Source organism: Streptomyces sp. NPDC007157, from assembly GCF_040634235.1.
Taxonomy (GTDB): domain Bacteria; phylum Actinomycetota; class Actinomycetes; order Streptomycetales; family Streptomycetaceae; genus Streptomyces.
The window spans coordinates 41,066-66,856 of sequence record NZ_JBEYFE010000023.1 but is presented as its reverse complement, the minus strand read 5'-3'; the positions used below and the strand labels follow the sequence as shown (position 1 = coordinate 66,856).

Sequence of the window (25,791 nt, the reverse complement as noted above, 5' to 3'; positions counted from 1 at the left end):
GCTGCGGATGGCGTTGTTGCCGGCGCTGTCGGTGGCACGGGCCGGCGCCACCGTAACGTCACGGGCGCGTTCATCGGTGGAACCGCCTGCGCGAAGTAGTCCAGAATCAGCTCGGTCAGGCTGCCGTACGTTCGCTCGGTGTCGGCCTTCGGGCGGGATGTCTGCTTCCCCGCTCCCTCCCTGCTTCCGGGCTGCCGTGCCCGGGTGGTGCCGGCCGAGGTGTCGAGGGAGGCAGCCGGACGAGTGCCCACCCTGGGCTGCGTCGTAAGGTCCTTTGCGGGCGTTGGCCCTTTGCGCTGCGTAAGGCCCAACGCATGCATCATCGAGACACGGTCCACCTCGTAGGAGTGGGCGCGGTGGTCGACCCAGCTGAAGAAGGACTCCGCGACTGCGGGCTGAGGGACTGTGGGCAGCCGTCGGGGCTGCGCAGGGGCTACGAGCGTGCTTGGCACTTCTCTCCTCGTCGTGATTCTGGAGCGGCTCTGTGGCCGCGTCGAGCAGCAACGGGAGTCGGCAGGAACGGGGGTTGGGTGGTTGCCGAGACGTCGATGGTCTGTGTGGGCAGGTCGCCGGCGTAAGCGTCCATCTGTCCTCCACAGATACACGAGCGGGCCCGGACCGGTTGGTCTGGGCCCAAGGGCCGTCCGGGAAGGCGTAGGCCGTCTTCCTAGGTTCGGCCGCCTTCTCTTGCGCTGCGACTGCTCAACCGTCCTGCCGGCGCCCCATGGTGGGTTATGGCTCTGCAGTCGATCGGCTTGGAGGGCCCGCAGGGCACTACTGTCCACAAGCTTGAAGGGGAGCTGGTGCCGATCCTGGCGGACAGCTCGGGCGAGCCGGTCGTGGCCCGCTGGACACCCTCCACCGGTTTTGTCAGTACGTGTGACTGATTCCCAATGACCGTTGTCAAGCGTCGAGGGTGCCTGGCTGACTCCGCGGTCCGTCAGGTTGGATGGCACCGTGGCGAGACGACCCAAGACGAAGAAGAAGCGACCGTCCTTCGGCATACCGAGGGAGATCATCCTGCTGACTGGGCAAGATGTGTGGCCCTACACGTTCATTGCCGACGACTCGGGTGGCGGATGTGGCAAGGTGCCGATGCCCGCCGATGCGGCCCTTGAGGACGTAAAGACGGCGATCTTCACGCAACTTGCGGACCACACCCGCACACTCCACGATGTTGAGATCGACGTTGAGTGGTCCTCCCTGACGCCGGATTCGTGGGTGGGCCACGTCCGGCGTGTCACCGCGGAGGAGCCTGCTTCCCTGGCGCGAGTACCGGAAGTCGGCTGACCACGGGTCGGCTCACCACCGCAACGCATTTGAGCCGTCGCTGTGATCAGACATCTGCCGCCGGGTCCTGGTGGCACTTGGTGCAAGAAGTTCTGGGGGCGGTATGGCGGGACCGGCAGTTGGATTGTGGCTCTTCGAACAACGCGGGTTCGCGGACATCCTGGCCGACGTGGTCCCCTGGTTGGAGACCTTCTGCGACCCGGTGGAGACCAAGGCCAGCGGCGACGTGGACTTCTGGGTGCGAGACGGTTCGGCCTTGGGCCTGCGGGCCTTCGATCCAGCCGGCGTCGGCGTGTTCTTCCTGTCAGTGGACGAGGAGACGCCTGCCGAGGACGAGGACTACTCATCCTTTTTTCGGCCGCCGGCGCAGGGGCTGGTAGTCGGCGCTGGCTGCTCGGGTCCGGTGAACCATATGCTGCTCGGTCACCTGACGCTCGCTCTGGCGTGCCGCCTCGATGCCCTAGTCGACTTTGACGGCCTCTTGAGTAGCCGCCCCGGCACAGGAGAGGACACGGGGACCGAGGCCGTCCTGGCCCGGGCGAGAGCACTGGCATCAGCCCTCCCGGGAAAACTCTCGGAGGTCTCCTATGACACTGGGGGCGGTGGACGGTGGCTTAGACACGTCGGGGACGTGGAATTTTTGCAGGCATGGCTGCAACATCCTCATTTCCACTTGATCAAGTAGCGTCGCAGCTTCGATCCTCCGGGAAGGTCACCTCGCTGGAAGAGGAGTTCAGCAGGGCCGAGTAGTGGTCCTGGCAAAAGGGCTGCAACTGTCGTGTCACGTTACGAGTCGTCATGGGCGGGATCGTGCAGGCCAGCCCCACCCGTCGGGTGTCTGAGCCGGGCGTTAGCCTCGGCCCCGCCACCGACCCTCTTGTTCCGGAGAAGACGAATGCCGATCCAGACCCACACCTGCGTGTCCGTCACCTGCGATGACTGCGACGAAGCGCTCACTGACCCGGTCACCGAAACGTCATGCGCTTCGACACCGAATCAGTCGGAACCGAGCCGTACACGGCCGAGGATCGCGGTCGGCAGGGCCAAGTTCGTGGTGCCAGCGCCTCAGAAATCGCGAACTTAGGCGCTTTCCCCGGCGGCTACATCGGCGACAGCACCCGTCGCGAGATCGAATACGCCCGCAGCCCCGGCGAGCCCGTCCGCTACACCCACCCCGTCGACAGGAACTGAGGCACTGACCACAAGGGGCCGGTCCCGCAGATGCGGGGCCGGCCCCCTTTTTTTTGCGTTGGGGTGATTGGTGAGGGGCACTCCTGTGAGCGCTCTTCGGCGGATCATCGCGCCGTGATAATCCGCGCAGGCCCGGAGATGCCTGCCACGGATTATCGCGGCGTGATATTACCGGTACCACTTGTGAGGTGAAATTATGTCAGACCGCGTGAACCGGTCGTCAAGGAAGCCGTGAGAGTCAGTAAGGGTGACGTCGTGGCCTCTCCATACCCTGACGGAGACCGGGAAAGGTGGCGTCCAAGCTTCCCCCGGCGCTCCAATGCGAACTGAAGATCCGGTGTGCCGAACTCGGCCTGGACATCCAGGATGCCGTTGAAGCCGGCATCACCTCCTGGCGGGCCAGCACCTGTCGGCTGCCCGAGATCGATACGTCGGGTGCCAAGTCGTTCTCACCGTGGCTTCCGCCGGGCCTGTACGACGGCCTCAAGGCCACCTGTGCGGATCGGTCCGTCTCGTACACGCAGGGGCTCGCGCAGAGCATCCGGCTCTGGCTGGACGAACATCCCTCCCCGGAGAACGCTGCGCAGTCCGTCGACCCGGGGCGGATCATAAACGCCCGCCAGAAGGGCGGTGTCGGCAAGACCACGGTGGGCTTCGGGATGGGCGAGGCCTACGCCGAAGACCCCGACGCCGGCCGGGACGCGCTCACCCGGTTCATCGCTTCCTTCGCCGACGGCGACCTCAAGCGCATAGGGAAGACCAAGGCCGACGTCGAAGAACTGCTCGACCCCCAAAGCCACCTGTCCGAAGCTTGGGATCGCGCAGATCGGGGCCATGCTCAGAACTTGTGGATCGATCTCGGGTGGGGTGCCTCGTGTGATGCGGAGGGCGTACTTTCCCGAGCGATCGACTCAAGGTCATCGAGCAGGCCCGCGTTGCAGCGCGGGTCGGGAAGGCACGCCCGTGCTGAAAGAGCGTTTTATTCTGGCGAGGGTGTTTGGCGGGAGTATGGACGTCTGTCCCGGTGAGGGCGACTGTGCTTTCTGTCTGCTGCCGTGACACCTGGGGCAGGGGACAACGGCCGGAGGTCCGTTTGGCTCCCTTCGCTCCTGTCTGATCCCAAGGCGCCCCCGCTCACCCCTGTTTGCGCCCTGTAGTCAATGGGCTGTCGGCGGCACTACCGAAACATGCCCCGACAGCGGCCGTATCCGAGTGGCCTGTCCGATGCCCGGTGGGAGTTGATGGAGCCCATTCTGTCGGCCTGGAGGGCCGAGCGGAGAGGGAAGGGCCTGGACATCGACCGGCCACCCGAGCACGACCTGCGCCAGGTTATGGACGCCGTCCTCTACGTCGGCCGTACCGGAATCCCCTGGCGCAACCCGCCGCACGACTTCGCACCGTGGGTGACGGTCTGCGGCTACTTCGCCGCCTGCCAGAAGGACGGCGTCTTCGACCAGCTCAACGCCGTGCTGAGGCGATTGGTACGCGAGGCGGAGGGCAGGGAGAGGGAGCCGAGCGCCTGCGTGGTCGACGCGTAGAGCATCAAGACCTCAGCAACCGTGCCAGACGTCAGCCAGGGCATCGACGCAGGGAAGAAGGGTTGCCGGTCGCAAGCGTCACATCGGCGTCGATACCCTCGGCCTTCTCCTAGCAGTGCTGGTCACCGCCGCGAGCGTCTCCGACAACGCCGGCGGCATCGAGGTGCTCTCACAGGTCACGAAGGCCCACCCGCGGGTGACGAAAGCCTGGGCCGACACCGGCTACCGCACCGCAGCCATCGACCACGGCGCCCGCCTCGGCATCGACGTCGAAGTCGTCAGCCGCGACCCCGGTGAGAAAGGCTTTAGGGTCATCCCTCGCCGCTGGGTCGTCGAGCGGACCTTCGGCTGGCTCATGCACCACCGGTGCCTGGCTCGCGACTACGAAACCCACCCGCACCGTTCCGAAGCCATGATCCGCCTCGCGATGATCGACTTGATGAGCCGTCGCCTCACCCGCGAAGCCACGCTGAACTGGCGCGGCAGATAGCTCGCCGGACAAGCCTCAGCGGTAAGGCATCACCCCTCGTCAAAGCCGCGGAAGCTCCCGGATCCATCAGCGGCGTCGGCGAACTCCGCAAAGTCCATGTTGGCGATGCTGAGGTTGGCCGAGATGTCAGGAAACCACCGAGCGGGGACCCTGAACGTCCGCCCAGGCTCGTCCGCGAGGTCCACGGCCAGGAGCGAGTGATCCGGATCCCTCATGGTGGCTGCGTCCGCCAGAAACATGTAGATGACCTGGTCGTCTTCGTCCGCAGCAGCCTCTTCATCCACCAGTGTCTGGACCCCCACGCCGGCAAAGCGAAGCTCGCTGACGTACGTGGCATGGGGGTACTCGCCAGCCGCGTCGAGGGCGGCTCGAAGTGCGTCCCAGGCTCTCTCGTCACTGAATTCGGTACGCATGACCAGCGATGTCAGATCATCAGGCTGAGGCAAAGGCATCCTGTGATCCTCTCACCTGACGCTGACATCGACCGTCACGAGACCAGGCACCCACCACGCCAGCGGAACTCTTCAGGCAACCCGGCGATACCAAACACCCCCGCATGGACAAAACGCTCTTTAAGCTTGTCGTTTAACGTCCGCGCCGTTCTGGGTGGATCAATCGATCCAGATCAGCATCGCGTGACCGGTGGACGCGGCACCCCGGAAGAACTCTGTCAGGGGCGTGAACAGATGGCGGGCCGAATCCAGTGAGGCCGAGGAGTCCCAGATCTGGGGGTAGATCTCGGCCCTGGTGAGTTCGGAGGGATCGACCCCCTGGATTAGCTGGTCATACGCGGTCTGGTGCAGGATCTCAGCGGCCAGCCGTACCCGGTCCAGGGTCAGGTATTGCGGCGGTCCATAGCCCCAGTCAGAGTACCGCCGTCCAAGACGTACGACCGGTCTCCAGCGCGGCCACGATCGAGTAGGGCCAGCTGGGCACCATCTGGTGCTTGCCCTCACCACGGCCGAAGGTGTGGCAGAACGACCGGTCAGGGCAGGTGTTGGAGTCCGGCCGTAGCCACGGTGAGACGTCCGCGGCCAGCACCAGTCGGCCGTCCGCAGCCTGCGGCGGTGGAAGCCCGGCCAGCGTGCGACGCAGCCGGGTGACGTCTATTGGCCCGTGGTTGAGGCCGCCGTAGAGGGCTCCGTGTCCGCGCCGGTGCTCAGGTGCCAGAGCGAGATCGACCAGAGTCCGCACCGGACCGTCCGAGCACAGCAAGGCGTCGCACAGCTCTGACGACGTGGTGCGATAGAGGGCTGGGGGTGCCGGCCTGGCGGTTCGGCTGATGGGTGATCACCTCTGGGCGGCGCGGTCGGAGACCAGGCCGGCCACCCCCGAAGGCATCCGGTGCAAGCTGAAACGCCTGGTCACACGGGGCATCCTCACCGAACCCGAACCCGGCCTGTTCACTCAGCCCCGCGCCTGACCACCAAGCCACCCTGCCGACCAGGGCCCCTTATCCAACCCCAAGACCGAAGCGGGCATTACGTTACGTACCGCACTCTCAGAGGCGACCGAACTGGATCAACGCTGTTGCCGCATTGCTTCCTCGACCCTTGTCCGGGTCCGCCTTATCGCCCATGGGCCGGCTATCAGGACCGCAAGAGCAACCACACCCGAACTGACCAAGGTTTCGGTCCACGGTGTTCCGCTCTGCCTCCACACCACGATCGTCGACGCAGTAGCCACAGCGTCGACCCCGAGCAGGACTGCCCATAGGCGGCCCGTAGACATCGATCTATCAGACATAGGCCGTACCTTACGACCTGGTGCGTGATAATGATCAAGGCACTGCCGAGGCATGAAGTAGGCCGAGCGGCTTGGGTGTTGTTGTGATGCAATACCTGGGCCGCACGGCCTTGTCCGAGCGTATCTTCACCGGCCTCCAGCCGCGGCGGCTCGGCAAACTCGTCGTCGAGCTCGCCGGCGCCTGGATGGCAGCTGGGGAGTCCCGGCTGCGAGAACGTCGAGGTCACGAGCGTATGCGCGCGCCCGGGGCGGGCCCGGACCACGAGCTGGTGTTCGTCGACCGCGTCGTCGTCACCCTGGTGGCGCTGCGCTTCCAACACCCGCACGCGGCCCTGGCGGAGTTACCGCTCCACGGTCACCCGCGCGATCCGCGAGATCCGTCCGCTGCCGGCAACCCGCGGCTTCGCCGTCCCCGGCCACCCCGACCTGCGACTTCATACCCAGGCGAACGTCTTCGCCTATGCCGCCGCCGAGGGCGTCGAGCTGCGCATTGACGGCACCGAGGTCCAGGTCCGCCGCCCGCGCGCGAACAAGCCGGGCCGTCGCGCGTACGTCTCGGGCAAGAAGAAGATGAACACCAAGAAGGCGACCCTCGTCACCGACGGCGAGGGACGCACGCTGTGGGCCGGGGCGTTCCGCCCCGGCCGCATGCACGACCAGACGGCGCTGCGGACCGAGGGCATCGCCGACCTGTTTGAGCGGTTTCCCGAGGTTAAGGCCAAGGTCGACGCCGGGTACCGGGGCCTGTCCAAGGAGTTTCCCAACCAGGTCCAGGCCCCGCCGCTCAAGCCGAAGAAGGACGCGACACCGGAGGAGGTCGCCACCTGGGACGCGGAGCGTCACCAGCAATCCTCGGAACGGATCTGCGTAGAACACGCCAACGCCGAGCACAAACAGTGGCGGGCCCTCCAGCGGTTTCTCGGACGACGCGAATACTTCGAGGAGACCTACACGGCCGTGGCCGGCCTGGTCTCCGACCGCACCGCCGAGAGGTGATCACCCGTCAGCCGAACCGCCAGGCCGGCACCCCCAGCCCTCGATCGCACACCACGTCGTAATAGCGCGTCGCCCCGCGAGGTCAGGCACGCGTACAGCTCCGACCGGAAGTTTGACACCTCCGCGAGCGCATGCCGTGGGGCACCCTGAGACACCAGACTCACAACTACGACCTTCGCGCTGATCCACTCTGTGACGGAGCACAGGATCAGGCGAAGGCCGCCTTCACGTCCGGCGAACTGCGAAAACGCTGATCAAGTTCGAGCCGTGTTCGACGCCAGGCGTTAGACGACAAGCTAAGGCCACCCCTCACACCCAGACCGAGGCTCGGAGCCGCCCTCGGGGTCCGCGTCCTGGCCGGTCATGCGACGTCGATGTCCAGCTCGGTGTCCGGTCGGCAGAGCGGGCACGGCGTGAAGAACTGATCGTCCTTGGCGAGCACCTGGCGTGCGACCTCGGGGGTGATCGGGCGGAGTTTCATGTGTGGCATGCAGGTTGCCGTGTGGATCATCCCGCCTGTGGGGCGGCCGGCCTTCCGCTGCTCTTCGATCACGAGCCCGACCGGCTGAGCAGACGCCCGGTCGGTCGGCTGGCTTCGCTGTGGTTGGTGTGGTTGCTGCGTGGGTGCTGATGTCGCGGGGCGCGGGATCGATGTGTGGTCGGCGCGGGAGATCGCGGCGAGGACGGCACCACGCTGGAGGCGCAGGTAGGTGGCGACGGTGTCGGTGTCGGCGATCTGCTTGTCGAGGTGCGCCAGGATCGCGCGCAGGCGCGGGGTATCAGGCGGCAACTCGTTCACACGTTCGATTCTAGAGGGTGTGTCCCGTGGCGGTCGTCCTGTGTCATCGAACCTTGAGTGTTGCCATCGAAGGCCGAGCGGCGAAACGCCTGGTCGCGATCGCGACGGCGCCGTGTCCTGTTTGGCGCGCCGACGGGTTGTCGCTGAAGTGGGTGAGCGGGCGGTCCCGTTTACATCTGGGCGGCGGCCGGCGCGGCTTCTGCTGCGGGGGCATCTCGTAGGCCGAGTCGCAGGTGTTCGACGTGGAAGAGGGCCTGTTCCAGCAGCTCTGCCACGTGGTTGTCGTAGAGGGCGTAGACGATGGAGCGGCCGCGACGTTCCCCGGTGACCAGGCCGAGGTTGCGCAGCAGGCGGAGTTGGTGGGAGCAGGCGGAGGGTTCCATGCTCACGGCTTGAGCGAGGTCGCCGACCGCGCAGGGTCCTTCCTGGAGGCGGGCCAGGATGTACAGCCGCGACGGGGTGGCGAGGGCTTGGAGCGTGGCGGCGACGTCGGTTGCCCCCGCCGCGTCCAGGCGTTCGCGGGCGGTGGCGGGGTTTTTGTCAGTAGCTCCGTGACCCATGGCGTCCATCCTACCGGTCACATCTGAAGACCTGTTCATATGTTCCTGTACGGTGGAGGTGTCGTCTTCTTCCGCCCTGAGGGGTCTTTTCGTCATGCCTTCTGACCTGCTTCAGCGAACCGCACGGGCAGCCCCGGCCGCTCCGCGTACGGCGCCGAAGCGCCGCACTCGGGTCTTCGCCCTGGCTGAGGCTCGCTGGGCCGCCGCGGCCCTGGTGCTGTTCCTGATCGCGCTCCCGCTTCAGCTCACCGGCGCACCCACCTGGACATGGGGGCCGCTCTACGCCCTCGCCTACGTCACGGGTGGGTGGGAGCCGGCCTGGGCAGGCCTGACAGCCCTGCGGGAGAAGACCCTGGACGTCGATCTGCTGATGATCGTGGCCGCGATCGGTGCGGCCGCGATCGGGCAGGTGATGGATGGCGCTCTGCTGATCGTCATTTTCGCCACCTCTGGCGCGCTGGAGGCCCTCGCGACCGCCCGCACCCAGGACGCGGTCCGCGGCCTGCTCGATCTGGCCCCCACCACCGCGACCCGGCTGGCCGGCGACGGCGGCGAAGAGACCGTCTCCACCGAGGACCTGGCGGTCGGGGACATCGTCCTGGTGCGCCCAGGTGAGCGAGTCGGTGCGGACGGCCAGGTACTGGAAGGCGCCAGCGAGGTCGACCAGGCCAGCATCACCGGCGAGCCCCTGCCGGTCGCGAAGGAAACCGGTGACGAGGTCTTCGCCGGCACCCTCAACGGCACCGGCGCCCTGCGCATCAGGGTCGAGCGGGACACCTCGGACTCGGTCATCGCCCGGATCGTAGCCATGGTTGAGGAAGCTTCCGAGACCAAAGCGCCCACCCAGTTGTTCATCGAGAAGGTGGAGCAGCGCTACAGCCTCGCCATGGTTGCCGCGACCCTGGCCGTTTTCCTGATCCCTCTGGCGCTCGGCGCGGACCTCACCGGCTCCCTGCTGCGGGCGATGACCTTCATGATCGTGGCCTCGCCGTGCGCGGTGGTCCTGGCCACGATGCCGCCGCTGCTCTCGGCCATCGCCAACGCCGGACGCCACGGCGTCCTGATTAAATCCGCTGTCGTCATGGAGCGGCTCGGACAGGTCGACGCGGTCGCCCTCGACAAGACCGGCACGCTCACCGAGGGCACCCCCCGCGTCACCGACATCCGGCCCGTGCCCGTGGAGGGACGCGGGTTGGACGAAGACGCCTTGCTGGCTACGGCCGCCGCCGCTGAGCGCCCGAGCGAACACCCTCTGGCCCGCGCCGTCGTCGATGCTGCCCGCACCCGTGGCCTGGCCGTCGCCGGCACGCGGGACTTCACTTCCACTCCCGGAGTCGGTGTCACCGCCACCGTCGACGGCCACACCGTCTCGGTCGGCGCCCCGGCCCGACTCCTCGATGGCAACGGCATCAACTCCGCCCGCGTCGCCACGGTCGCGGCCGACCTGGAGGACGGCGGCCGCACAGCCGTCGTGGTCCTGCGGGACGGCGCCCCGGTCGGCGTGCTGGGCATCGCCGACCGTCTGCGTCCCGACGCCGCCGCGACCGTCGCCGCCCTGACCCGTCAGACCGGTCGAACCCCGATGTTGGTCACCGGCGACAACCCGCGCGCGGCCGCCCGCCTGGCCGCCGAAACCGGCATCAGCGGCGACGACGTCCACGCAGGCCTCCTGCCTCACGACAAGGTGCGAGCCGTACAACGGCTGGAGACCGAAGGACGCAAGGTGCTGGTCATCGGCGACGGCGTCAACGACGCTCCCGCCCTGGCCGCCGCCCACACCGGCATCGCCATGGGCCGCGCCGGGTCCGATCTCGCCCTGGAGACCGCCGACGCCGTCATCGTCCGCGACGAACTCGCCACCATCCCCAAGGTCATCGCCCTCTCACGGACAGCCCGACGGCTAGTGGTCCAGAACCTGGTCATCGCCGCAGTCTTCATCTCAGGCCTCGTCATCTGGGACCTCGCGGGCCACCTGCCGCTGCCACTCGGCGTCCTCGGACACGAGGGATCAACCGTCATCGTCGGCCTCAACGGACTGAGCCTGCTTCGCGACGCCGCCTGGACCCGTGCCGCAAGGGATGCGCAGTGAGCCGCCGGAGTAAGAAGGCCGCCCCCGCGCCCGGGGCTGCCCGGCCCACCGTCACCGTCTGCCGCGGTTGCTGCTGCGGCACCCGGGCCAAGGTGCCGCGCCTGGACCACGAGGCACAGCTCACCGACCTGCGAACCCAGCTGGCCAGCATCGCCACGGTGCGACGTACCGACTGCCTGGATGCGTGTGAGCGGGCCAACGTTATCGTCATCCAGCCGTCCGCCGAAGGCCGTAAGGCCGGCGGACGCCCCGTGTGGCTCGGGCAGGTCAACGACCCCGACGCCGCCGCCGACATCGCCGCCTGGGTCAAGGGCGGCGGCCCCGGTCTCGCCGATGCGCCCGACGTCCTCGATCTCTACACGTTCAGCCCGTCCAGACGCGTCCGCCACGAATTCGAAGGTTGAGCACCGCAGTTCCTCCAAGCCGGTCGGCGCACTACGTGAATCCTGCTGTGCCGCGATGCAGGGCTACCGCGTCCGCTATACCCTCGCCACCAAGCTCGCGAACGAGCTGGTGGAGGCCGCCGACGAGAAGCAGTTGAACAAGACCATCGCTCGATACGGCCGCGTCGACCTGCTCTGCATCGATGAACTCGGCTACATGGAACTCGACCGCCACGGTGCCGAACTCCTCTTCCAGGTCCTGACCGAACGCGAGGAGAAGAACAGCGTCGCCATCGCCTCGAACGAGTCCTTCGGCGGCTGGACCAAGACCTTCACCGACCCCCGCCTCTGCGCGGCCATCGTCGACCGCCTCACCTTCAACGGCACCATCATCGAGACCGGCACCGACTCCTACCGCCTTGCCAGCACCCGGGTGCGGGCCGAAGCACCCGCCAAGGCCGGCTGACCGCTGCGTGCTTCAGCTTGATGGTCCTCCACTCCAAAGCGGAGGACCATCAAGCACTGTTCCGAGGATGTTCGCCGTGAGCATTTCATCGATGCAGCTGCGCAGCCCGACGCCGGTGGGGTCGACCCAGGTGAGCCATGGCACCGGCTGGAGTAGGTCGTCGTATTGACGAGTGCCGGGGTCGGTGAGGAGGGTGCGGAGCTCGTCGGGGGCGGGGTCGGTGACCAGGCACAGCCAGGCCAGGCCGGCGCCGATGCGGACCTCGGGCGGTCGCCCGGGATCCGACCAGAGGTCCCGGGCCCACCTGGGAGCGTGGTCATCCTGGTGTTCGCGGGCGAGTTGGGCGACTGCCAGGATCAGGCTCACCCGGACCACCGCATCGTCTTCCTTCGCCAGCCTGAACTGCAGAGCCGAGGAGACGTGTGAAAGCTCGCCGGTCGCCGCCGCAAGGACGTAGGCGGTCACGGAGCGGACCTCGGGGTCGGGGCCGGAGAGAAGCGGGAACAGAAGGTGCAGGTCGTCCGTGATGGCCAGACGGGCGGCCTGGATCGTCCAGTCCACTGGGCACCCCGTGCTGCCCTCGGTCATCAACGGCTCCTCGGCGACCTGGAGCATGCCTTCCCGCGATCCGTCCCCCATGTGCTGACACCGGCCGATCTCGGCGACCAGGCGAAGTGTTCGGGCACGGAGCCCGGGGTGCCCGGTCGTTGCGATCCGGAGCAGGAACGGCACCGCCAGTGCTCCCACCGCGATCGTGCCGCCTTGGTGGTGAAGATTCGTCCAGAGCTGCCGCAAGGCCCTGTCGGCGGCTTCGACGTCTCCGGAGCCGAGCGTCGTGAGGAGTCCGGGGATCTCCTCGCCCGGGCCGTAGAAGTGCGGGAACCGCTGCCAAGGGACCTCGTCGTACCTGAACCCGTCCTTGACCTCCCGCGGGATCGCGCCCACGGCCGTCCGCACGTCGCAGTCCGTGCCGACCCACCGTTCCGGCCAGCCTGCCCAACGGTCATCGTCCATGGCTTGGCCTTCCAGTCCACCGACAGCATCCGAACCCCGGGAAGTCTAATAACTGATGATCAAGAGCGTGGTCCCCTTGTGTCGTAGTCCGTTGGCACCACACGACCGTGACGTCACTTCTCGTGAGCATCCGCAGCACTCAAGATCGCCGACTGCTGTCCGAACCGCTGATCAAACGCTGCTACTTCACGGGCTCCGGTCCACTTCGTGTGGTCGCGTGACCCTCGGTTACGCCAACAGGACTCGTTTGCGCAGGAGCTCAAATCCTGCGCGGGCGAACATCTGGCGCTTGAGCATCTTGATCCGGTGGACATGACCCTCCACGACGCCGGAGTTCCAGGGCAGTGTGAGGCCCGCGGTGACGGCGTCGAGGTCGCGTTCGAGGTGTTGGGCGAAGCTCCGGGGGCTGAGCATTCGGTGGGGGAGGTAGCCGCTTCGATCCAGGTCGGCAACTGGTCGCCCTGGAGGTGAGCGACCATGTGACCGAAGGAGCGCAAGCCCGTGCCGTCCACCGCGGGGGAGCAGGCTTCGGGCGACAGCGAGCCGGTTCCGGTGCCGGGTGATGCGAACGGCAAGCCCTACCCGGGTAACACCGGCCGCTGAGCCACCGACCACGGGTGTGGCGGGGCCGGACCGGATGCCTTCGCCGCCGTCTGCCGCCGGTACGGCGAACGGCTGGACGACCTCCAGGACGCGCACGCCTATCTCCACACCGCGGTGGTCAACGCCGCCCGCTCGGTGCTGCGTCGGCGGCGCACCGCGCGCGCGTACACCCCGCCGTACCAGGGGCCGGGAGCTCCGGTCGACGAACTGCTGCTGCTCGCCGAGGAGCACCGGCAGGTCTTCGACGCGCTGGCGCAACTCACCGCGCGCCAGCGCGAGGTACTGGTCCTGCGTTACTGGTCCGACCTGAGTGAGGCGCAGATCGCCGAGACCCTCGGCGTGTCCCGTGGCACGGTCAAGTCCACCGCGAGCCGCGCGCTCGTCACACTGGAAAAGCTCTTGGAGGTGGACCGATGAGTACCCGGGCGCCGCTCGAGGAACGGCTGCGCGCTGCGCTTGAAGCACGCGGGCAGCTCATCAGCGCCCACGACCTGTCACCGGCCCGCCCGCCTGCCGGAAGGACCTGGGGGACACGCCGGATGCGGCGGGTGCTGTCCGTTGCCGTAGCCGCCACTGCGGCGGCTGCAGCCGCCGTCGTCCTCCTGCTGTCCTCCACCGCCCCGGACCGCCCCCGCCCGGCACCGCCCGCACAACATTCCAGCCCCACCGTCGCCCCTGCCTCCACCGTCCCGCACCCGGTACCCTCCGCCGTCCCGTCCGTGCCCTGATGCTGTGACCGGCAAGGTTCCGGCAGCGGCCGCGATGCGCGGGCGGCTGTGTCACCGTGGAGAAGTCGGGCCGCCGCTTTCCCCCGTAGCGGCGGGCCGGCCTGTTCCCGAACCAGAACTCCGGATGGAGGGCTGCCGCCGCACCCCGCGCGTGACACCCGTTCGGGCTATGGCGGCTGTTACGCACGTTCGCGGGCTGGACCGCCGGCTCTCGATAGCACTGCCTGGCGGGTATCCCGGCACGGGCCCAGCCGCGTCCCACGCTCGAGGGCAGCTGAATGGTGAGCTCACCGGTCCGCGCCGGGTGGGCGAGCGTGGCCCGGACGCCTGGTTCAGGGCCTGGCGCGTCTGAGCCTTGCTCACCTGCAGTGTGTCGCCCTGCTGTTCCAGGCGAACCCGTGCCGTGCCCACTCGGCGGCGGTGCGCAGCCGCGCGATCGTCAGAGCCACTCGCGCCTCACGGGCATACCGGGCCGGCACCTCACGCTCCGAGGGGCCCGGCAGCAGGTCCCCGGGCGGGTGGGCGGCTGGACACAAGCGGTGTCTTCGCAACCGCTTCACGCTCCCGGAGGGGCACCGACGACATGCGGCATTCGAAGTGACGGAATGCGAAGCGTGGGCGGGCGGGCCGTGTGGGTCGCCCGCCCAGCTGGGAACACGGGATCTTTCCAAAGGTCCCGGGCCGGGTATGCGGAGTGCGGGCACGCGCCGGCTCTCGACCCCAGCTGGCTGACGCCGCGATGGACCTGTGAATGCGGCCCCCGCCGGATCGCTCGGCGGGGGCCGCTGTTGGTGCGTCTATCGGCTGGTCACAGCACTGTCACCGGGCGGGTTTCGGGGTTGTCGCCATTGCCCTGGTAGACCGTGTCGCCGCTGTAGACGGCGGTGATGGTGTGGGAGCCTCTGGTGCGGAAGGCGGTGATCAGGCCTGCGGTCGCGCAGTGTCCGAGGGTGGGCAGCAGGCGGCGTGTGCCCAGGGTGGTGTGGGTGGTGGTGTCGGTGAACGTCACGGTGCCGGTGGGCCTGGTCGTGGAGCCGGCGCCGGGGCAGACCAGGTCGCTGAGCACGACCGGCAGGCCGATCAGAGTGCGTTGCGGGATCGCGGTCAGCAGGGTGGTGACCGGCTTGCCCGGGGTGTAGGTGATGGTCACCTGCGCCGGGCCCGACGCGGGTCCGGAGGTACCGCCCGCCGGGACGAGGTTCGACCCGCCACCGCCGCCACCGGGGCCTCTGGTGCCGTCCGTGCCGGAAAAGTTGCAGCCGCCTCCGCCGCCGCCGCCGAACCAGCCGCCTCCGCCGCCTCCGCCGCCGATGGTGCCGCCGGCCCGGCCGCCGGTACCAGCCTGGCCCGTGGCACCGGCGGTACCGGTGCTGTCGGGGCAGAGGGCTCCCCCGGCGCCGCCGGCTGTCTGGGTCCCGCCACCACCGCCCTGGCCGCCGTCCGGTCGCTCGCCGCCAGGCTGTCCGGTGTCTCCGGCGCCTCCGCCGGTGGCAGCGGCTGCGGCACCTCCTCCGCCGCCGCCCCCGCCGACGATGAGGCGGGGGTCGGTGCCGGGGACGCCGGTCAGGACACAGCCGGCGTTGGCCGAACTGCACGTGCGGATGTCACTCGAACCGCCGCCGGCACCGCCTGGAATGAACGGGATCGGACCGTTGCTGATGCCGCCGCCGGTGTCGACGTTGACGTAGAGGGTGCTGTTGGGCGTTACGTCGAGGGTGCCGCTGACGGTGGCGCCGCTTCCGCCCGTGCCGCCGTTGGTTCCGTTGTGGCCTGCGGCGCCGGTGGCCGTGACGGACAGTTGGGTGATACCGGCGGGGACGGTGAAGGGCTGGTCGGCGCCGGCGTTGAAGGTGGTGGTGACGGGCGCCGCCGCGGCGGGCGTCGCCGTGGGCAGCACCAGCGCCGCGGCCGGAAGCACGGCAGTGGCGAGCAGGACAGCGCCGCGGCGGGTCACGCGCCCCGGCCGCCCGCCGACGGTTGTGCCACCGCGCCGTCCGGACACCGCAGGCCTCGGGATCAATTTCATGAAAGGGACTCCTCGACAGGGGCGTGGCACCACAGCGCGCCACGGACTTCGGTCGATGTGCCGGCTCCGCATTCAGGAGACCGCCTGGTGATCTAGCCACATCCATTCGCTGCGGCACCCCGAACACACCGTCGTACGGCGTTGTGATCAACCGACCAGCGCACATCGCAACCCGAACCGGTGCCCGCGCCCGCTACTCCCCGCCGTCCTCCGGCCAGTTCACCCGGGAACCTGCACTTCTCAGCACGGGAAGTCCTCACGGCGCACCCTACGTTCTTGCAGGTCAACGTATTCCGTCGGTAGCCCTGAGCGGAGGGTTGCCGACCCGGCTTGACTCAGGTCGCGGACCGCCCGGTGACCGCGGCGACTGGACGAGAACGGGCGATGGTGCGGCCGCCACTGGGACACGACGGTCGGGCCCACGTGGGCTTGCGGCCGGCTCGTCGGCGCCGCCAGGATCGGCTGCATGATCAAGGGTGTGATGTTCGACTTCTCCGGGACCCTCTTCCGGATCGAATCGGCCGCGCGGTGGCTGCGCGCGGTGGCAACGAGGGCCGGTCTGGACGTGCCCGAGGGTGAACTCGACGCGTGCGTCAGCCGGCTGGAAGAGTTCGGGGCTCAGCCCGGAGGGGTTCCTCCGCGCACAGTGCCGCCCCATCTGGAGGCACTGTGGCGGGAGCGCGATCTGACCGCCGAACGACACCGGGCTGCCTTCACAGCCCTTGCCCGGGAAGCGAGGCTGCCTGCGGCCGACCTGGCCGAGGCCCTGTATGAACGTTCCCAAGTGCCCGGGGCATGGCTGCCTTATCCCGACACCGAGGAAACCCTCCGCGCCCTCCGCGCGCGAGGCATCCCGGTCGCTGTCGTCAGCAACATCGGCTGGGACATGCGGCCTGTCTTCCGCGACCACGGTGTCGACGACCTCGTGGACGCCTACTTCCTCTCCTTCGAGCGCGGGGTGAAGAAGCCCGATCCCCGGATCTTCCAGACGGCGTGCGACACGCTCGGAGTGGCACCCGGCGACGCACTCATGGTGGGAGACGAGCCCGTCGCGGACGTCGGCGCCGCCACGCTGGGGTGCCGGGTCCACCTGGTCGATCCGTTGCCCGTTGACCAGCGTCCCGGCGCGCTGGCCGAGGTGCTCCAGCTCCTCTGACGCGGCCCGACCGGGGCGACTTTCGGCGCGATGTCGAGGGCCCGGCGACCGAACGCCGTCCAGTCCTCGGGCTCGATACCGCGCAAACGTACCCGCTTACCAGTCCGGAACGAAGCCATCCCCTACCCGATCACGCCGCAAGATGCGATGCACAGGCCCTCCTGACCCGGGCCTGAACTGTCTCGCCCTACCGGCGGAGCCAGATCAACTTGGTACGTCGGTGGAGCCCCGAAACGCTGGTGCGCCGGTGCCCAAAGAAGCGCTTACAAACAGGCAGCGCTTAGCGATCGCCGGCCTGGGTTCGTCGATGAGAAGTAGCAACGCTGCGAGCGCCGATGGAAGTGCTGCGCGTGTGGATGCGTCAGCCGAGCAGCGTCAGGACAGGTCGTCCTGTTCGCGTGCTCTCCGATTCTTGGGCCGAGGGTGTAGGCGGTCGTGGAGGTTCAGGCCGGCTGTTGCTGCGGCGAGGATGAGCATGAGGACGGAGAAGATCCGCAGGGCGCCGTGACCGGTGATGGCCTGGTTGGCGAACCAGATGGCAGAGGCGCCGACAAGGATGCCGGTGAGAACCTTGCGAAGGAGATCCATGAGCAGAGTCAGCTTCCAACGTGAGCGAGGCGCTGGAGGCTGCCAGCTCGTAAGAGCTTAGGCGGGTGGCTTGGATCACCTTGGACGATGGTCCGCATCGCGGTCGGGCAGCGTAGGGAAGTGGTGGCATCGGGTGTGGCAACCGCGTCCCGCGGGGCGGCGGCTTCTTCCGAGGTTCCGGCCAGACCGAGTCCAGCGCGGCCTTGACCGGGTCAGCGATCAGGTACTTCGGGATCAGCTTGCTGCCTTTACGGAACTCTCTCCACTGATTGCGGCCGTAGGGGAACCGCTCCTGCAACCCGCGGACAGTCATGCCTTGTGTGAGCTCGCGTAGCCACTTGGCGAGCGCACCGGCTTCGGGTGTCTCCCCCTTCAGAGGCCCGGGTAGTCGACCCCCACCTCGTCCCGGCATCCAGTCCCCCTGTCCGTGGTGTCCTCGACTTTCCCGCGCTGTGACCTGCGGAAGCAACATCGGCCGCCAGACGGACAATCAGGACATCTTGCGGCCTGGCCTTCCAGCGGATCGTCACACTCGGAAGGCACCCAATATGCGTTCACACAACCGCCTCGACTCGGCGGTCTTCATTGCGATCCTTACCGTGGGAGTCGTTCTGCTTCTCCTGGGAGTGCCGACGAACTCCCTTGCCACTGTCTGCGTTGCCTTGTCGGGCCTGTACGGAGCCTGGACAGGCAACCGACCCATGTCCCGACCTCCTGACGACGTTGAGCCTCCCCCTGCACCCCCCCACGCACCACGATCTGCCCTGAGGGCCCCATGGAGTGGGTGGAAGCCCTCAAACCGCTGCGGAGTCCCGAGGGGGCTGGACGGATCTACCCGTTCCTGCCTGACAGTTCCGACCGCGGACCGGCAGGCTGACTTACTGGCTCTAACAAAAGCTGTTGATCATGTGACTATGGGGTCGAGCTCGTTGCGCGCCTGATCCGCGCCAGGCGGCTCTGGAATCGTCCGCTGGTGGCCGGCCGATGCGAAGCCGGCGGGCGCTGCAGCGACCGGGGCGGCCGAGACAGGAACACGAACGGCGGACAGGCCCAACAGGGCGGTGGCGGCGCGAAGCCACCCACGAGGAGTGATCACGCCCCCATGTATTGCGGCACCGTGCTCACGCGCTCCTGGATCTCACCAGGTCGAGGGCGTGTCACCTGCGGCGGTTGCCGTATGGATCGTCAGCGCCCTATCAGTGGATCTGCTCGCCGCAGTGCGTGCGCCCACTTAAACGCCTTCGATGATGCGGAAGTCGCGCTCGACGCCGTCGGACAGGGCGAGCAGCGCCTGCTGGTAGGCCTCACTCTCGTGAGCTGCGACGGCCTCTTCGAAGCTGTCGAACTCGATCAGGACGACGCGCTCGGCGACGCCGTCGTCGTGGGCGACGACCCGCCCGCCGCGGGCGAGCAGCCGTCCGCCTCCGGCCTCGACGGCCGGACCGGCCAGCTTGTTGTAGGCAGCCAGCTTCTCGGGGTCGGAAATGGTGCGGTAGGCGCTGACCCAGTAGCCCTTGGCCACGAGAACCTCCAGTGTTCGGAAAGTGCGCGTCCGAGAATGCACGTCGGAAAGTGCACGTCTGACGCGGGATTCACTGCTGCGAGCGAGCGTACCCGGCGGGAGATCACCGGGGTGGTTCAGGGAACGTACTGGTCAGCGACGCGCCGGAGCCTCGCCGTCGAGCAGGGGTTGCAGGAGTGGGAGGTACAGATCGGCGACTTCGTCGGGGGCCAGGCTCGTCAGCTGGTCGGCCTGGACGGTCGCGTACAGGGCCCCTAGGCCGAGCAACACGCCGATGGCCAGTTCCGCTCGCGACGTCGTTCGCGGGCGGCTGCTGCGGGGGGAGGCGGAGCTCGGGCCGGGCATCGTGTTCAGGCTCCTGGACTCGCGGGCAGCCCCTACCTTGCCCAGGCGACCACGCAGCTCCGCGACTCAGCCGTACGACACCGCCGGACCCCGCTGACCGACCCCGCCTGGCCCGAGGCACTGCCCGGCGCCGACGACCCGGAGCACGCGAAAGAGACTGAGACGGAACCCGCTGGACATCCGATGAGACAGCGACACGAATAACAAGTCACCGCGGCCCGGGATGACAATGACGGCGCGAACCTACACGTCATCTGCCCCTTCTCAAGCCATAGCGCTGCAGACTGCTGCCGCCTCGTGGGCCGGCACGCGCGCACCGAGCGCTGTGACGACGACTCCCGTGACGGGACACGCGCTGCCAGCTCAGCCTCCACCCCGCGGCACCTGTCCGCCTCCGTCAGCGTCCGGCACCGCTTCCCCCACGGCGCCACGGCGCGCTCGGCCCTACTCGGCCTGGTCGTACGACTCGGTGTCGGACTGCGCCGCCGCGGGCGGGCCGCACGCGCTCTCACGCTCACATTTGCCGGCGAACCTGCGGGGGAGAAGACCCGCCGCCTGGCCGAGCCGTCCGGACACGAGGACGACCTGCGCCGGCTCACCTACCAGCTCATGGACGCCGCAGGTCTCCAGCGCGGCCGACTGACCGGGCTCGCACTGCGCGGCGAGGGCCTGGTCGAAAGCGGTCAGGTCGCCGAGCGACTCAGCCTCGACGCCGCCCGGCAGGCGCGACTCACTGCTGAGGGAGTGGCCGACCGGATCCGGGAGAAGTTCGGGCCCGGCGTGATCGGTCCGGCCGCCACCGTCCGGCCGGCCTCCTGACCTCACGCGAACTCATCGTGGAATGGGCCCAGATGGGACACCTCGTCAGCGATATCCGCCACAGGCTGGAACGCAGCATGGCGACGCGCGCGACCCTGCGCCCGGAGCCCGGCTGACCGGTGCTCAGCCCCTCGCGCCGTCGTCACGGGCGCGCGAGCCGGGCCGCGAGATAGGGCGCGGTGGCGCTGCGGCGGGCCCTCGCGACCTTGGCCGGCGGGCCCGCCGCGACCACCCGGCCGCCCGCGTCGCCGCCGCCCGGCCCGAGGTCGATGACCCAGTCGGCGGTGGCGATGGTGTCCAGGTCGTGCTCGACGAGGACGACCGTGTTGCCGGCGTCGACGAGCCGGTGCAGCTGTCGTAGCAGCAGCGCGATGTCCGAGGGGTGCAGCCCCGCCGTCGGCTCGTCGAGCAGGTAGAGCGCGTGCCCGCGGCGGGCTCGCTGGAGTTCGGTGGCCAGTTTGATGCGTTGTGCCTCACCACCGCTGAGTTCCGTCGCGGGCTGGCCCAGCCGCAGGTACCCCAGTCCCACCTCGCGCAGCGTCTCCAGACTGCGGGAGGCGGCCGGGACGGCGGACAGGAACTCGGCGGCGGCGTCGACGGACAGCGCCAGCACTTCCGCGATGTTCTTGCCGCGGTAGGTGATTTCCAGCGTTTCGGCGTTGTACCGGGCGCCCTTGCAGGTCGGGCACGGCGCGTAGGTGCCGGGCAGGAACAGCAGTTCCACCGCGACGAATCCTTCGCCCTGGCAGGTCTCGCACCGCCCTTCGGGCACGTTGAAGGAGAACCGTCCGGCCGAGTAGCCGCGCGCCCTGGCCTCGTCCGTCGCTGCGTACAGCTTGCGCACCGCGTCGAACATACCCGTGTACGTGGCCAGGTTGGACCGGGGAGTTCGGCCGATGGGCCGTTGGTCGACCAGGACCAGCCGGTCGAACGACTCGACCCCCGACGCGTCCTGGACGTCGACCTCCAGCTGCGCCTCGTCGGGCTCCTCGGGTACGAGTCCGAGGTGGCCGCGGACGACCTCGGCGAGCACCTGCGTCACCAGCGTCGACTTTCCGGAACCGGACACGCCCGTCACCGCCGTCAGTACGCAGAGCGGTACGGCGACGGACACGTCGTGCAGATTGTGCCGGGAGACGCCGCTCAGGTGCAGCCAGCCGTGCGGTGTGCGCGGGCGGTGCTCGAGCGGCTGGGCGCGCCCGAACAGGTACTGGCTCGTGGCCGACTCCCCGACCCGCTCAAGACCGGCGACCGGGCCGCTGTACAGCACGCGTCCGCCGCCCTCACCCGCGCCGGGGCCGATGTCGACCACCCAGTCCGCCCGCCGTACGACGTCCATGTCGTGCTCCACGACGAACAGCGAGTTGCCCGCCGTCTTGAGGCGGTCCAGCACGTCCAGCAGCGGTTCCGCGTCGGCCGGGTGCAGGCCCGCGGAGGGTTCGTCGAGGACGTAGACGACGCCGAACAGCCCCGAGCGCAGCTGGGTGGCGATCCGCAGGCGCTGCGCCTCGCCGGGCGACAGGGTCGTCGAGCGGCGCCCGAGGCTGAGATATCCGAGGCCCAGGTCGAGCAGTACGTCGACCCGTGCGACCAGATCGCCGCAGATCCGGACCGCGACCTCGGTCGTCTCCCCGGACCGGGCGGTCGGCGTGGTGGCGTCGGCCTCGGACCGCCCCGCGACGGGCCGCAGCAGCGTCACGACCTCGGTGAGCGGCATCGCGTTGATCTCGGCGATGGAACGCCCGGCGAAGGTCACGGCGAGCGCCTCGGGCCGTAGCCCGCTGCCGTGGCACTCGGGGCAGGGCACACTCCTGACGAACCGGAGCGCCCGTTCGCGCATCTTCTCGCTCTTGGAGTCGGCGAGGACGTGCATGACGTGCTTGCGGGCGCTCCAGAACTTGCCCTGGTAGCCGTAGTCGACGCGGTCCTCCTCCGGCTCGATGTACACGGAGGGCTGGTCGTCCGTGTACAGCAGCCAGTCCCGGTCCTTCTTCCTGAGCCTGCGCCACGGCCGGTCGATGTCGATCCCCAGGCCGCTCACGACACTGCGCAGGTTGGCGCCCTGCCAGGCGCCCGGCCAGGCGGCGATCGCCCCCTCGCGGATGCTCAGCGAGGGGTCCGGGACGAGCAGGTCCTCGGCGACGTCGTGCACGACGCCCAGTCCGTGGCACTGCGGGCAGGCGCCGGCCGCGGTGTTGGGTGAGAACGACTCGGCATCCAGCCGTGCGGCCCGGGGCGGATAGGTGCCGGCGCGGGAGTACAGCATGCGCAGCAGATTGGACAGCGTGGTGATGGTGCCGACCGTCGAGCGCGAGCTGGGCGCCCCACGTCGCTGCTGCAGGGCCACGGCCGGTGGCAGCCCGGTGATTTCCTGCACGTGCGGTGCGCCGACCTGTTGCAACAGCCTTCGGGCGTACGGTGCTACGGACTCGAAGTAGCGCCGCTGGGCCTCCGCGTAGAGCGTGCCGAACGCGAGCGAGGACTTGCCCGAACCGGAGACGCCGGTGAAGGCGACCATCGCGTCCCGCGGAACGTCGACATCGATGTTCCGCAGGTTGTTCTCACTGGCGCCCCGGACATGCACGAAGGGATCGGTCGCATCCTTGTTCACCGTTCCTGATTACCTGATCGCGCCGGGAACCGCGCGACAGGCGCCCGTCACCGGGCCCCGCTCACACGAGCATCCGGAGAATCCCGGTATGGGCCGCTTCCAGGGAACATTCGAGGGTGCTTCACCGTTGACGCGTATGTGGGCGTGAAGGGAACTGTGTCCCCGGGCCTCACCCTTTGCCCATGAGGACGATCGTTCGGCTGAAGCCTTATGGAGCCCCCGCCGCGAGGCGACCGCCCTTCGCGCCCACTCTCGATCGGCCCCGGCTGGGGATCCCCCGAACCAGTCGGGGCCTTCGCCTGCCCGCTGCCGGCGCCCTTCGGCGAACGCGGTGGTTCGCCTCCCGGTGGCGCACTCGCCCCGGCGCTCAGCCCCAGGTCGCGAGCGTGCGCCCCATGGTGGCCGTGGCCGAGGGCTCGACCCGGTAGGAGACCCACGTGCCGCGCCGCTCGGAGGTGAGCAGTCCGGCCTCCTCGAGTTTCTTCAGACAGTGAGACGGCCGGCTGCGAGACCCCCACATCGGAGATGTCGCACACGCACGCCTCGCTGCCCTGCTGCGAGGCCACCGCCGAGGACAGGCGCAGCCGGACCGGATCGCCGAGCGCCTTGAACATCGCCGCGGTCCGCTCGGCCTCCCCGGCGGTCAGAGGGCGTTCGGTCAGGGCGGCCAGCACGGCACCACGGCACCGGAGACCTCGGGCTCCAGCAGCGGCAGCGCCTTGATGTTCGACACCTGTCTATGCGGACACATGTCGAACCAGCGCGGCCCGCCCGTGCTGGGGACCACCATTCCCGGGGGCTTCGTCGCCGGCGACGTCAGGAGCGCCCGGTCAAACGGGGGGCCTCGGCGGTCGGGGAGGGTGCCATGGCGATCCGCCTCGTGCACGAGCACCGGGAAAGCGCGGTGATCGGCATCAGGGTGAACACCGCGTCGCGGAGCGGCCCCACGTAGAGGTGACCGGCCAGGCGTCGCGGCTGACGAGGCCGAACGCCGCGGGGTCGAACACGCCGACGAGCGCTCGGAGGAGGCCCGTGGACTGCAGTCTGGGCCGGTTGACGCGGGCCATCCCGCCTAAGCTAACCACTTCGTTCCGATCATCGGATCGCTGGTCCGGGCGCGCCGTTGCCCGATGTGCCGTGGGCGCGCATCGAGCCGTTACTCCCGGGCCGGACACCGAAGCGGGGTGGCTGGTGGAGCGGCGTGCGGTGCCGACCGGGGTGGCGTGGAGCGGGTGTTCGCGGTGGCGCACACAACCGTGGCCCGGTGGTGGAGCAGGCCCTGCAGGGGGAGGACGACGAGATCTGACCGTACCGCCAGCACCTGCTGGCAGGGGCCAGCGTGTCACGCGGCGTCGGCGGTAACTCGGGGGCATCCTGTGGGCACGGGCGATCGCGGGGGCAGCCGACGAGAAGGAGTCATGCGGGTGTCGTCCCAGGACGTTACGGTCGTGGCTCTCCTGGCGGATCCCGACGCGCCCACGGAGATCGCACAGCGCATGGCCCGGATACTTCCCACTCGGCTCGCCGACAAGTCAGGCCAGGGCCGACGGTTCGACGTCGTGGTGGTCAGTGAGCCCTTCACCGCAGGGACCGAGGACCCGCCCACCCTGATGCGCCGGATCATGGACCGCGGAAGAGCGGAGAGGTGGGACATCGTCGTGGCCCTCACCGACCTTCCGCTGCACTCACACGGGCGCAAGCTCGTTGTGGATCTGAGTCACGAACACGGCTTGGCGCTGCTGTCTCTTCCTCCGCTGGGGGGCTTGCGTTTGCAGACGAGAGCCCGGCGGGCCGTGGAAGAAGCGGTGCTCAGCTTGGTGGGCCGGCGAGCCACCGGGGCTGAGGGGCCTCCGCAGAGTCAGCCGCTTCTGGGGCCCTTCGTCAGTCGTCTCGCGCCTATTCACCCGGGCCCGGTCGGTGAGGAGGAGACCGCTGATCTTCGGTACGTCGTCAGCGGGCCGCGCGGTTACCTGAGGGTGCTCGTCGGTATGGTCCGTGCCAACCGGCCGTGGCGGTTGGTGCCGGGCTTGTCGAAAGCCCTGGCGGCCGCACTCGCCACGGGAGCGGTCGCCACCGTGAACTCCACCATCTGGAACCTGGCCGAGTCCCTGAGCACGCCGCGCCTCGTGATCGCCACGGTCGGGTCCGTCGCGCTCATGATCGGCTGGCTGATCGTGGACGCGCAGCTGTGGCATCGATCAGCAGAAGTCTCGCGGGAGGCGAGGCAGAGGGCGAGGCTCTACAACGCCTCGACGGTCATGACGGTGGGTATCGGGGTGCTCGTCTGCTATGTGGGTCTGATCGTCATCAACTTGGTGTGGGCCCTGTTCATCCTCAATGGCCAAGTCTTCGCCTCCACGACACGAACCCCGCTTCACGCCGCGGAATATTGGACGTTGTCCTGGTTCGTCGCTTCAGTCGCCACGGTGGGCGGCGCGCTGGGAACGGGCTTGGAGAGCGACGAGGCGATCCGGGCAGCCGCCTACTCCAAACGGGAACAGGAACGCCGCCACATGCTCCAGGACGACGACGGCGACCAGTTGGCGACCTGAGTCGGAGATTCGTTGGTGGTTGGTGGTTGGTGGCCGTCAGCGTATGAAGATTTCGCTGATCGATCGGTGCGTGGCTGTTTCGCGTCGGGGGCCGCCGGGGACTCGGACGGCACGCCGCCGGAGCGCCGAAGCTCTGCCGGGCAGGCCCACGGCGGCGCCACCGTTCCACCTGAACCGGGTGAACGGCCCACAGAGGCGACGATCCCGCGTTCCCGCCGCTGACCTAGGGATTCACGAAACTGCGGACAGAGCCGGCAGCCAGGCCAGGCCAGGCCAGGC

The 25,791-nt window shown here is 68.7% G+C and carries 20 protein-coding genes and 6 pseudogenes; 13 read left to right on the top strand and 13 right to left on the bottom strand.

All coding sequences use genetic code 11. From position 1 onward, the window contains the following. The first annotated feature begins 957 nt into the window (after positions 1-957). The 5 genes and pseudogenes from ABZ642_RS33800 (at position 958) to ABZ642_RS33780 (ending at position 4,509) form a co-directional block, all read left to right on the top strand. Positions 958-1,290 carry a hypothetical protein gene (locus tag ABZ642_RS33800; protein ID WP_360490999.1) on the top strand — a complete coding sequence of 111 codons (333 nt, stop codon included), beginning with the start codon at positions 958-960 and terminating at the stop codon, positions 1,288-1,290. Positions 1,291-1,393: 103 nt separating this feature from the next. Then, positions 1,394-1,975, top strand: coding sequence for a DUF6368 family protein (locus tag ABZ642_RS33795; RefSeq protein ID WP_360490996.1), 582 nt, complete (start codon positions 1,394-1,396; stop codon positions 1,973-1,975). A 293-nt stretch (positions 1,976-2,268) separates the two neighbouring features. Continuing rightward, complete coding sequence (locus tag ABZ642_RS33790; RefSeq protein ID WP_360491245.1) at positions 2,269-2,481, top strand: hypothetical protein; 213 nt, start codon at positions 2,269-2,271, stop codon at positions 2,479-2,481. Positions 2,482-2,771: 290 nt separating this feature from the next. Continuing rightward, on the top strand, positions 2,772-3,509 hold the full coding sequence (locus ABZ642_RS33785) for a hypothetical protein (protein ID WP_360490993.1): 738 nt from the start codon (positions 2,772-2,774) through the stop codon (positions 3,507-3,509). 159 nt (positions 3,510-3,668) lie between these two features. Next, positions 3,669-4,509: pseudogene (locus tag ABZ642_RS33780) on the top strand (IS5 family transposase). A 29-nt stretch (positions 4,510-4,538) separates the two neighbouring features. On the opposite strand, the gene ABZ642_RS33775 reads toward ABZ642_RS33780, so the two are convergent. The 3 genes and pseudogenes from ABZ642_RS33775 to ABZ642_RS33765 form a co-directional block, all read right to left on the bottom strand. Further along, positions 4,539-4,922, bottom strand: a complete 384-nt coding sequence (locus ABZ642_RS33775) for a hypothetical protein (RefSeq protein ID WP_360490990.1) — start codon at positions 4,920-4,922, stop codon at positions 4,539-4,541. Positions 4,923-5,120: 198 nt separating this feature from the next. Next, complete coding sequence (locus ABZ642_RS33770; RefSeq protein WP_360490987.1) at positions 5,121-5,465, bottom strand: DUF1877 family protein; 345 nt, start codon at positions 5,463-5,465, stop codon at positions 5,121-5,123. Next, positions 5,377-5,739 (bottom strand): annotated as a pseudogene (locus tag ABZ642_RS33765) (transposase); the annotation flags it as partial. The gene ABZ642_RS33770 and the pseudogene ABZ642_RS33765, both read right to left, overlap by 89 nt. 602 nt (positions 5,740-6,341) lie before the next feature. Between ABZ642_RS33765 and ABZ642_RS33760 the strand changes: the two are divergent. Further along, a pseudogene (locus ABZ642_RS33760) lies at positions 6,342-7,251 on the top strand (transposase family protein). 361 nt (positions 7,252-7,612) lie between these two features. Here ABZ642_RS33760 and ABZ642_RS33755 read toward each other — a convergent pair. After that, the gene (locus tag ABZ642_RS33755; protein WP_360490984.1) at positions 7,613-8,050 is read right to left on the bottom strand and encodes a DUF6233 domain-containing protein; all 438 of its coding nucleotides are present in this window, start codon (positions 8,048-8,050) and stop codon (positions 7,613-7,615) included. A 170-nt stretch (positions 8,051-8,220) separates the two neighbouring features. Continuing rightward, entirely contained in the window at positions 8,221-8,610 is a 390-nt protein-coding gene (locus ABZ642_RS33750; protein WP_360490981.1) for a metalloregulator ArsR/SmtB family transcription factor, read from the bottom strand. Positions 8,611-8,704: 94 nt separating this feature from the next. Between ABZ642_RS33750 and ABZ642_RS33745 the strand changes: the two genes are divergently transcribed. From ABZ642_RS33745 to ABZ642_RS33735, 3 genes and pseudogenes are all read left to right on the top strand, one after another. Further along, positions 8,705-10,699 (top strand): heavy metal translocating P-type ATPase, encoded by a 1,995-nt coding sequence (locus ABZ642_RS33745; protein ID WP_360490978.1) that lies wholly within the window; start codon positions 8,705-8,707, stop codon positions 10,697-10,699. After that, positions 10,696-11,103, top strand: coding sequence for a (2Fe-2S) ferredoxin domain-containing protein (locus tag ABZ642_RS33740; protein ID WP_360490975.1), 408 nt, complete (start codon positions 10,696-10,698; stop codon positions 11,101-11,103). The genes ABZ642_RS33745 and ABZ642_RS33740 overlap by 4 nt, the downstream gene beginning before the upstream one ends. Positions 11,104-11,152: 49 nt before the next feature. Then, positions 11,153-11,548, top strand: a pseudogene (locus tag ABZ642_RS33735) (ATP-binding protein); the annotation flags it as partial. 12 nt (positions 11,549-11,560) lie between these two features. Here ABZ642_RS33735 and ABZ642_RS33730 read toward each other — a convergent pair. Both ABZ642_RS33730 and ABZ642_RS33725 read right to left on the bottom strand, forming a co-directional pair. Next, the gene (locus tag ABZ642_RS33730) at positions 11,561-12,562 is read right to left on the bottom strand and encodes a hypothetical protein (RefSeq protein ID WP_360490972.1); all 1,002 of its coding nucleotides are present in this window, start codon (positions 12,560-12,562) and stop codon (positions 11,561-11,563) included. 228 nt (positions 12,563-12,790) lie between these two features. Then, positions 12,791-12,976, bottom strand: coding sequence for a hypothetical protein (locus tag ABZ642_RS33725; RefSeq protein ID WP_360491242.1), 186 nt, complete (start codon positions 12,974-12,976; stop codon positions 12,791-12,793). A 222-nt stretch (positions 12,977-13,198) separates the two neighbouring features. Between ABZ642_RS33725 and ABZ642_RS33720 the strand changes: the two are divergent. Beyond that, a pseudogene (locus ABZ642_RS33720) lies at positions 13,199-13,582 on the top strand (sigma-70 family RNA polymerase sigma factor); the annotation flags it as partial. Between the two features lie 1,119 nt (positions 13,583-14,701). Here ABZ642_RS33720 and ABZ642_RS33715 read toward each other — a convergent pair. Then, positions 14,702-15,919, bottom strand: a complete 1,218-nt coding sequence (locus tag ABZ642_RS33715; protein WP_360490969.1) for an Ig-like domain repeat protein — start codon at positions 15,917-15,919, stop codon at positions 14,702-14,704. Between the two features lie 466 nt (positions 15,920-16,385). Here ABZ642_RS33715 and ABZ642_RS33710 point away from each other — a divergent pair, with 466 nt between their 5' ends. Further along, positions 16,386-17,075, top strand: a complete 690-nt coding sequence (locus tag ABZ642_RS33710) for an HAD-IA family hydrolase (protein ID WP_360490966.1) — start codon at positions 16,386-16,388, stop codon at positions 17,073-17,075. Positions 17,076-17,450: 375 nt separating this feature from the next. Here the strand turns inward: ABZ642_RS33710 and ABZ642_RS33705 are convergent, their stop codons facing one another. The 3 genes from ABZ642_RS33705 to ABZ642_RS33695 form a co-directional block, all read right to left on the bottom strand. Further along, positions 17,451-17,663, bottom strand: a complete 213-nt coding sequence (locus ABZ642_RS33705) for a hypothetical protein (RefSeq protein WP_360490963.1) — start codon at positions 17,661-17,663, stop codon at positions 17,451-17,453. A gap of 1,231 nt (positions 17,664-18,894) precedes the next feature. Beyond that, entirely contained in the window at positions 18,895-19,185 is a 291-nt protein-coding gene (locus ABZ642_RS33700; protein WP_360490960.1) for a DUF1330 domain-containing protein, read from the bottom strand. A gap of 132 nt (positions 19,186-19,317) precedes the next feature. Then, positions 19,318-19,530, bottom strand: coding sequence for a hypothetical protein (locus ABZ642_RS33695; protein ID WP_360490957.1), 213 nt, complete (start codon positions 19,528-19,530; stop codon positions 19,318-19,320). Between the two features lie 297 nt (positions 19,531-19,827). Here ABZ642_RS33695 and ABZ642_RS33690 point away from each other — a divergent pair, with 297 nt between their 5' ends. After that, the gene (locus ABZ642_RS33690) at positions 19,828-20,349 is read left to right on the top strand and encodes a hypothetical protein (protein WP_360490954.1); all 522 of its coding nucleotides are present in this window, start codon (positions 19,828-19,830) and stop codon (positions 20,347-20,349) included. A gap of 142 nt (positions 20,350-20,491) precedes the next feature. On the opposite strand, the gene uvrA is transcribed toward ABZ642_RS33690, so the two are convergent. Next, positions 20,492-22,960, bottom strand: coding sequence for an excinuclease ABC subunit UvrA (uvrA, locus tag ABZ642_RS33685; RefSeq protein ID WP_360490951.1), 2,469 nt, complete (start codon positions 22,958-22,960; stop codon positions 20,492-20,494). Between the two features lie 367 nt (positions 22,961-23,327). Then, positions 23,328-23,693, bottom strand: a pseudogene (locus ABZ642_RS33680) (metalloregulator ArsR/SmtB family transcription factor). A 685-nt stretch (positions 23,694-24,378) separates the two neighbouring features. Here ABZ642_RS33680 and ABZ642_RS33675 point away from each other — a divergent pair. Then, positions 24,379-25,512: a hypothetical protein gene (locus ABZ642_RS33675; protein ID WP_360490948.1), complete on the top strand. Its 1,134-nt coding sequence runs from the start codon at positions 24,379-24,381 to the stop codon at positions 25,510-25,512. Positions 25,513-25,791: the final 279 nt, after the last annotated feature.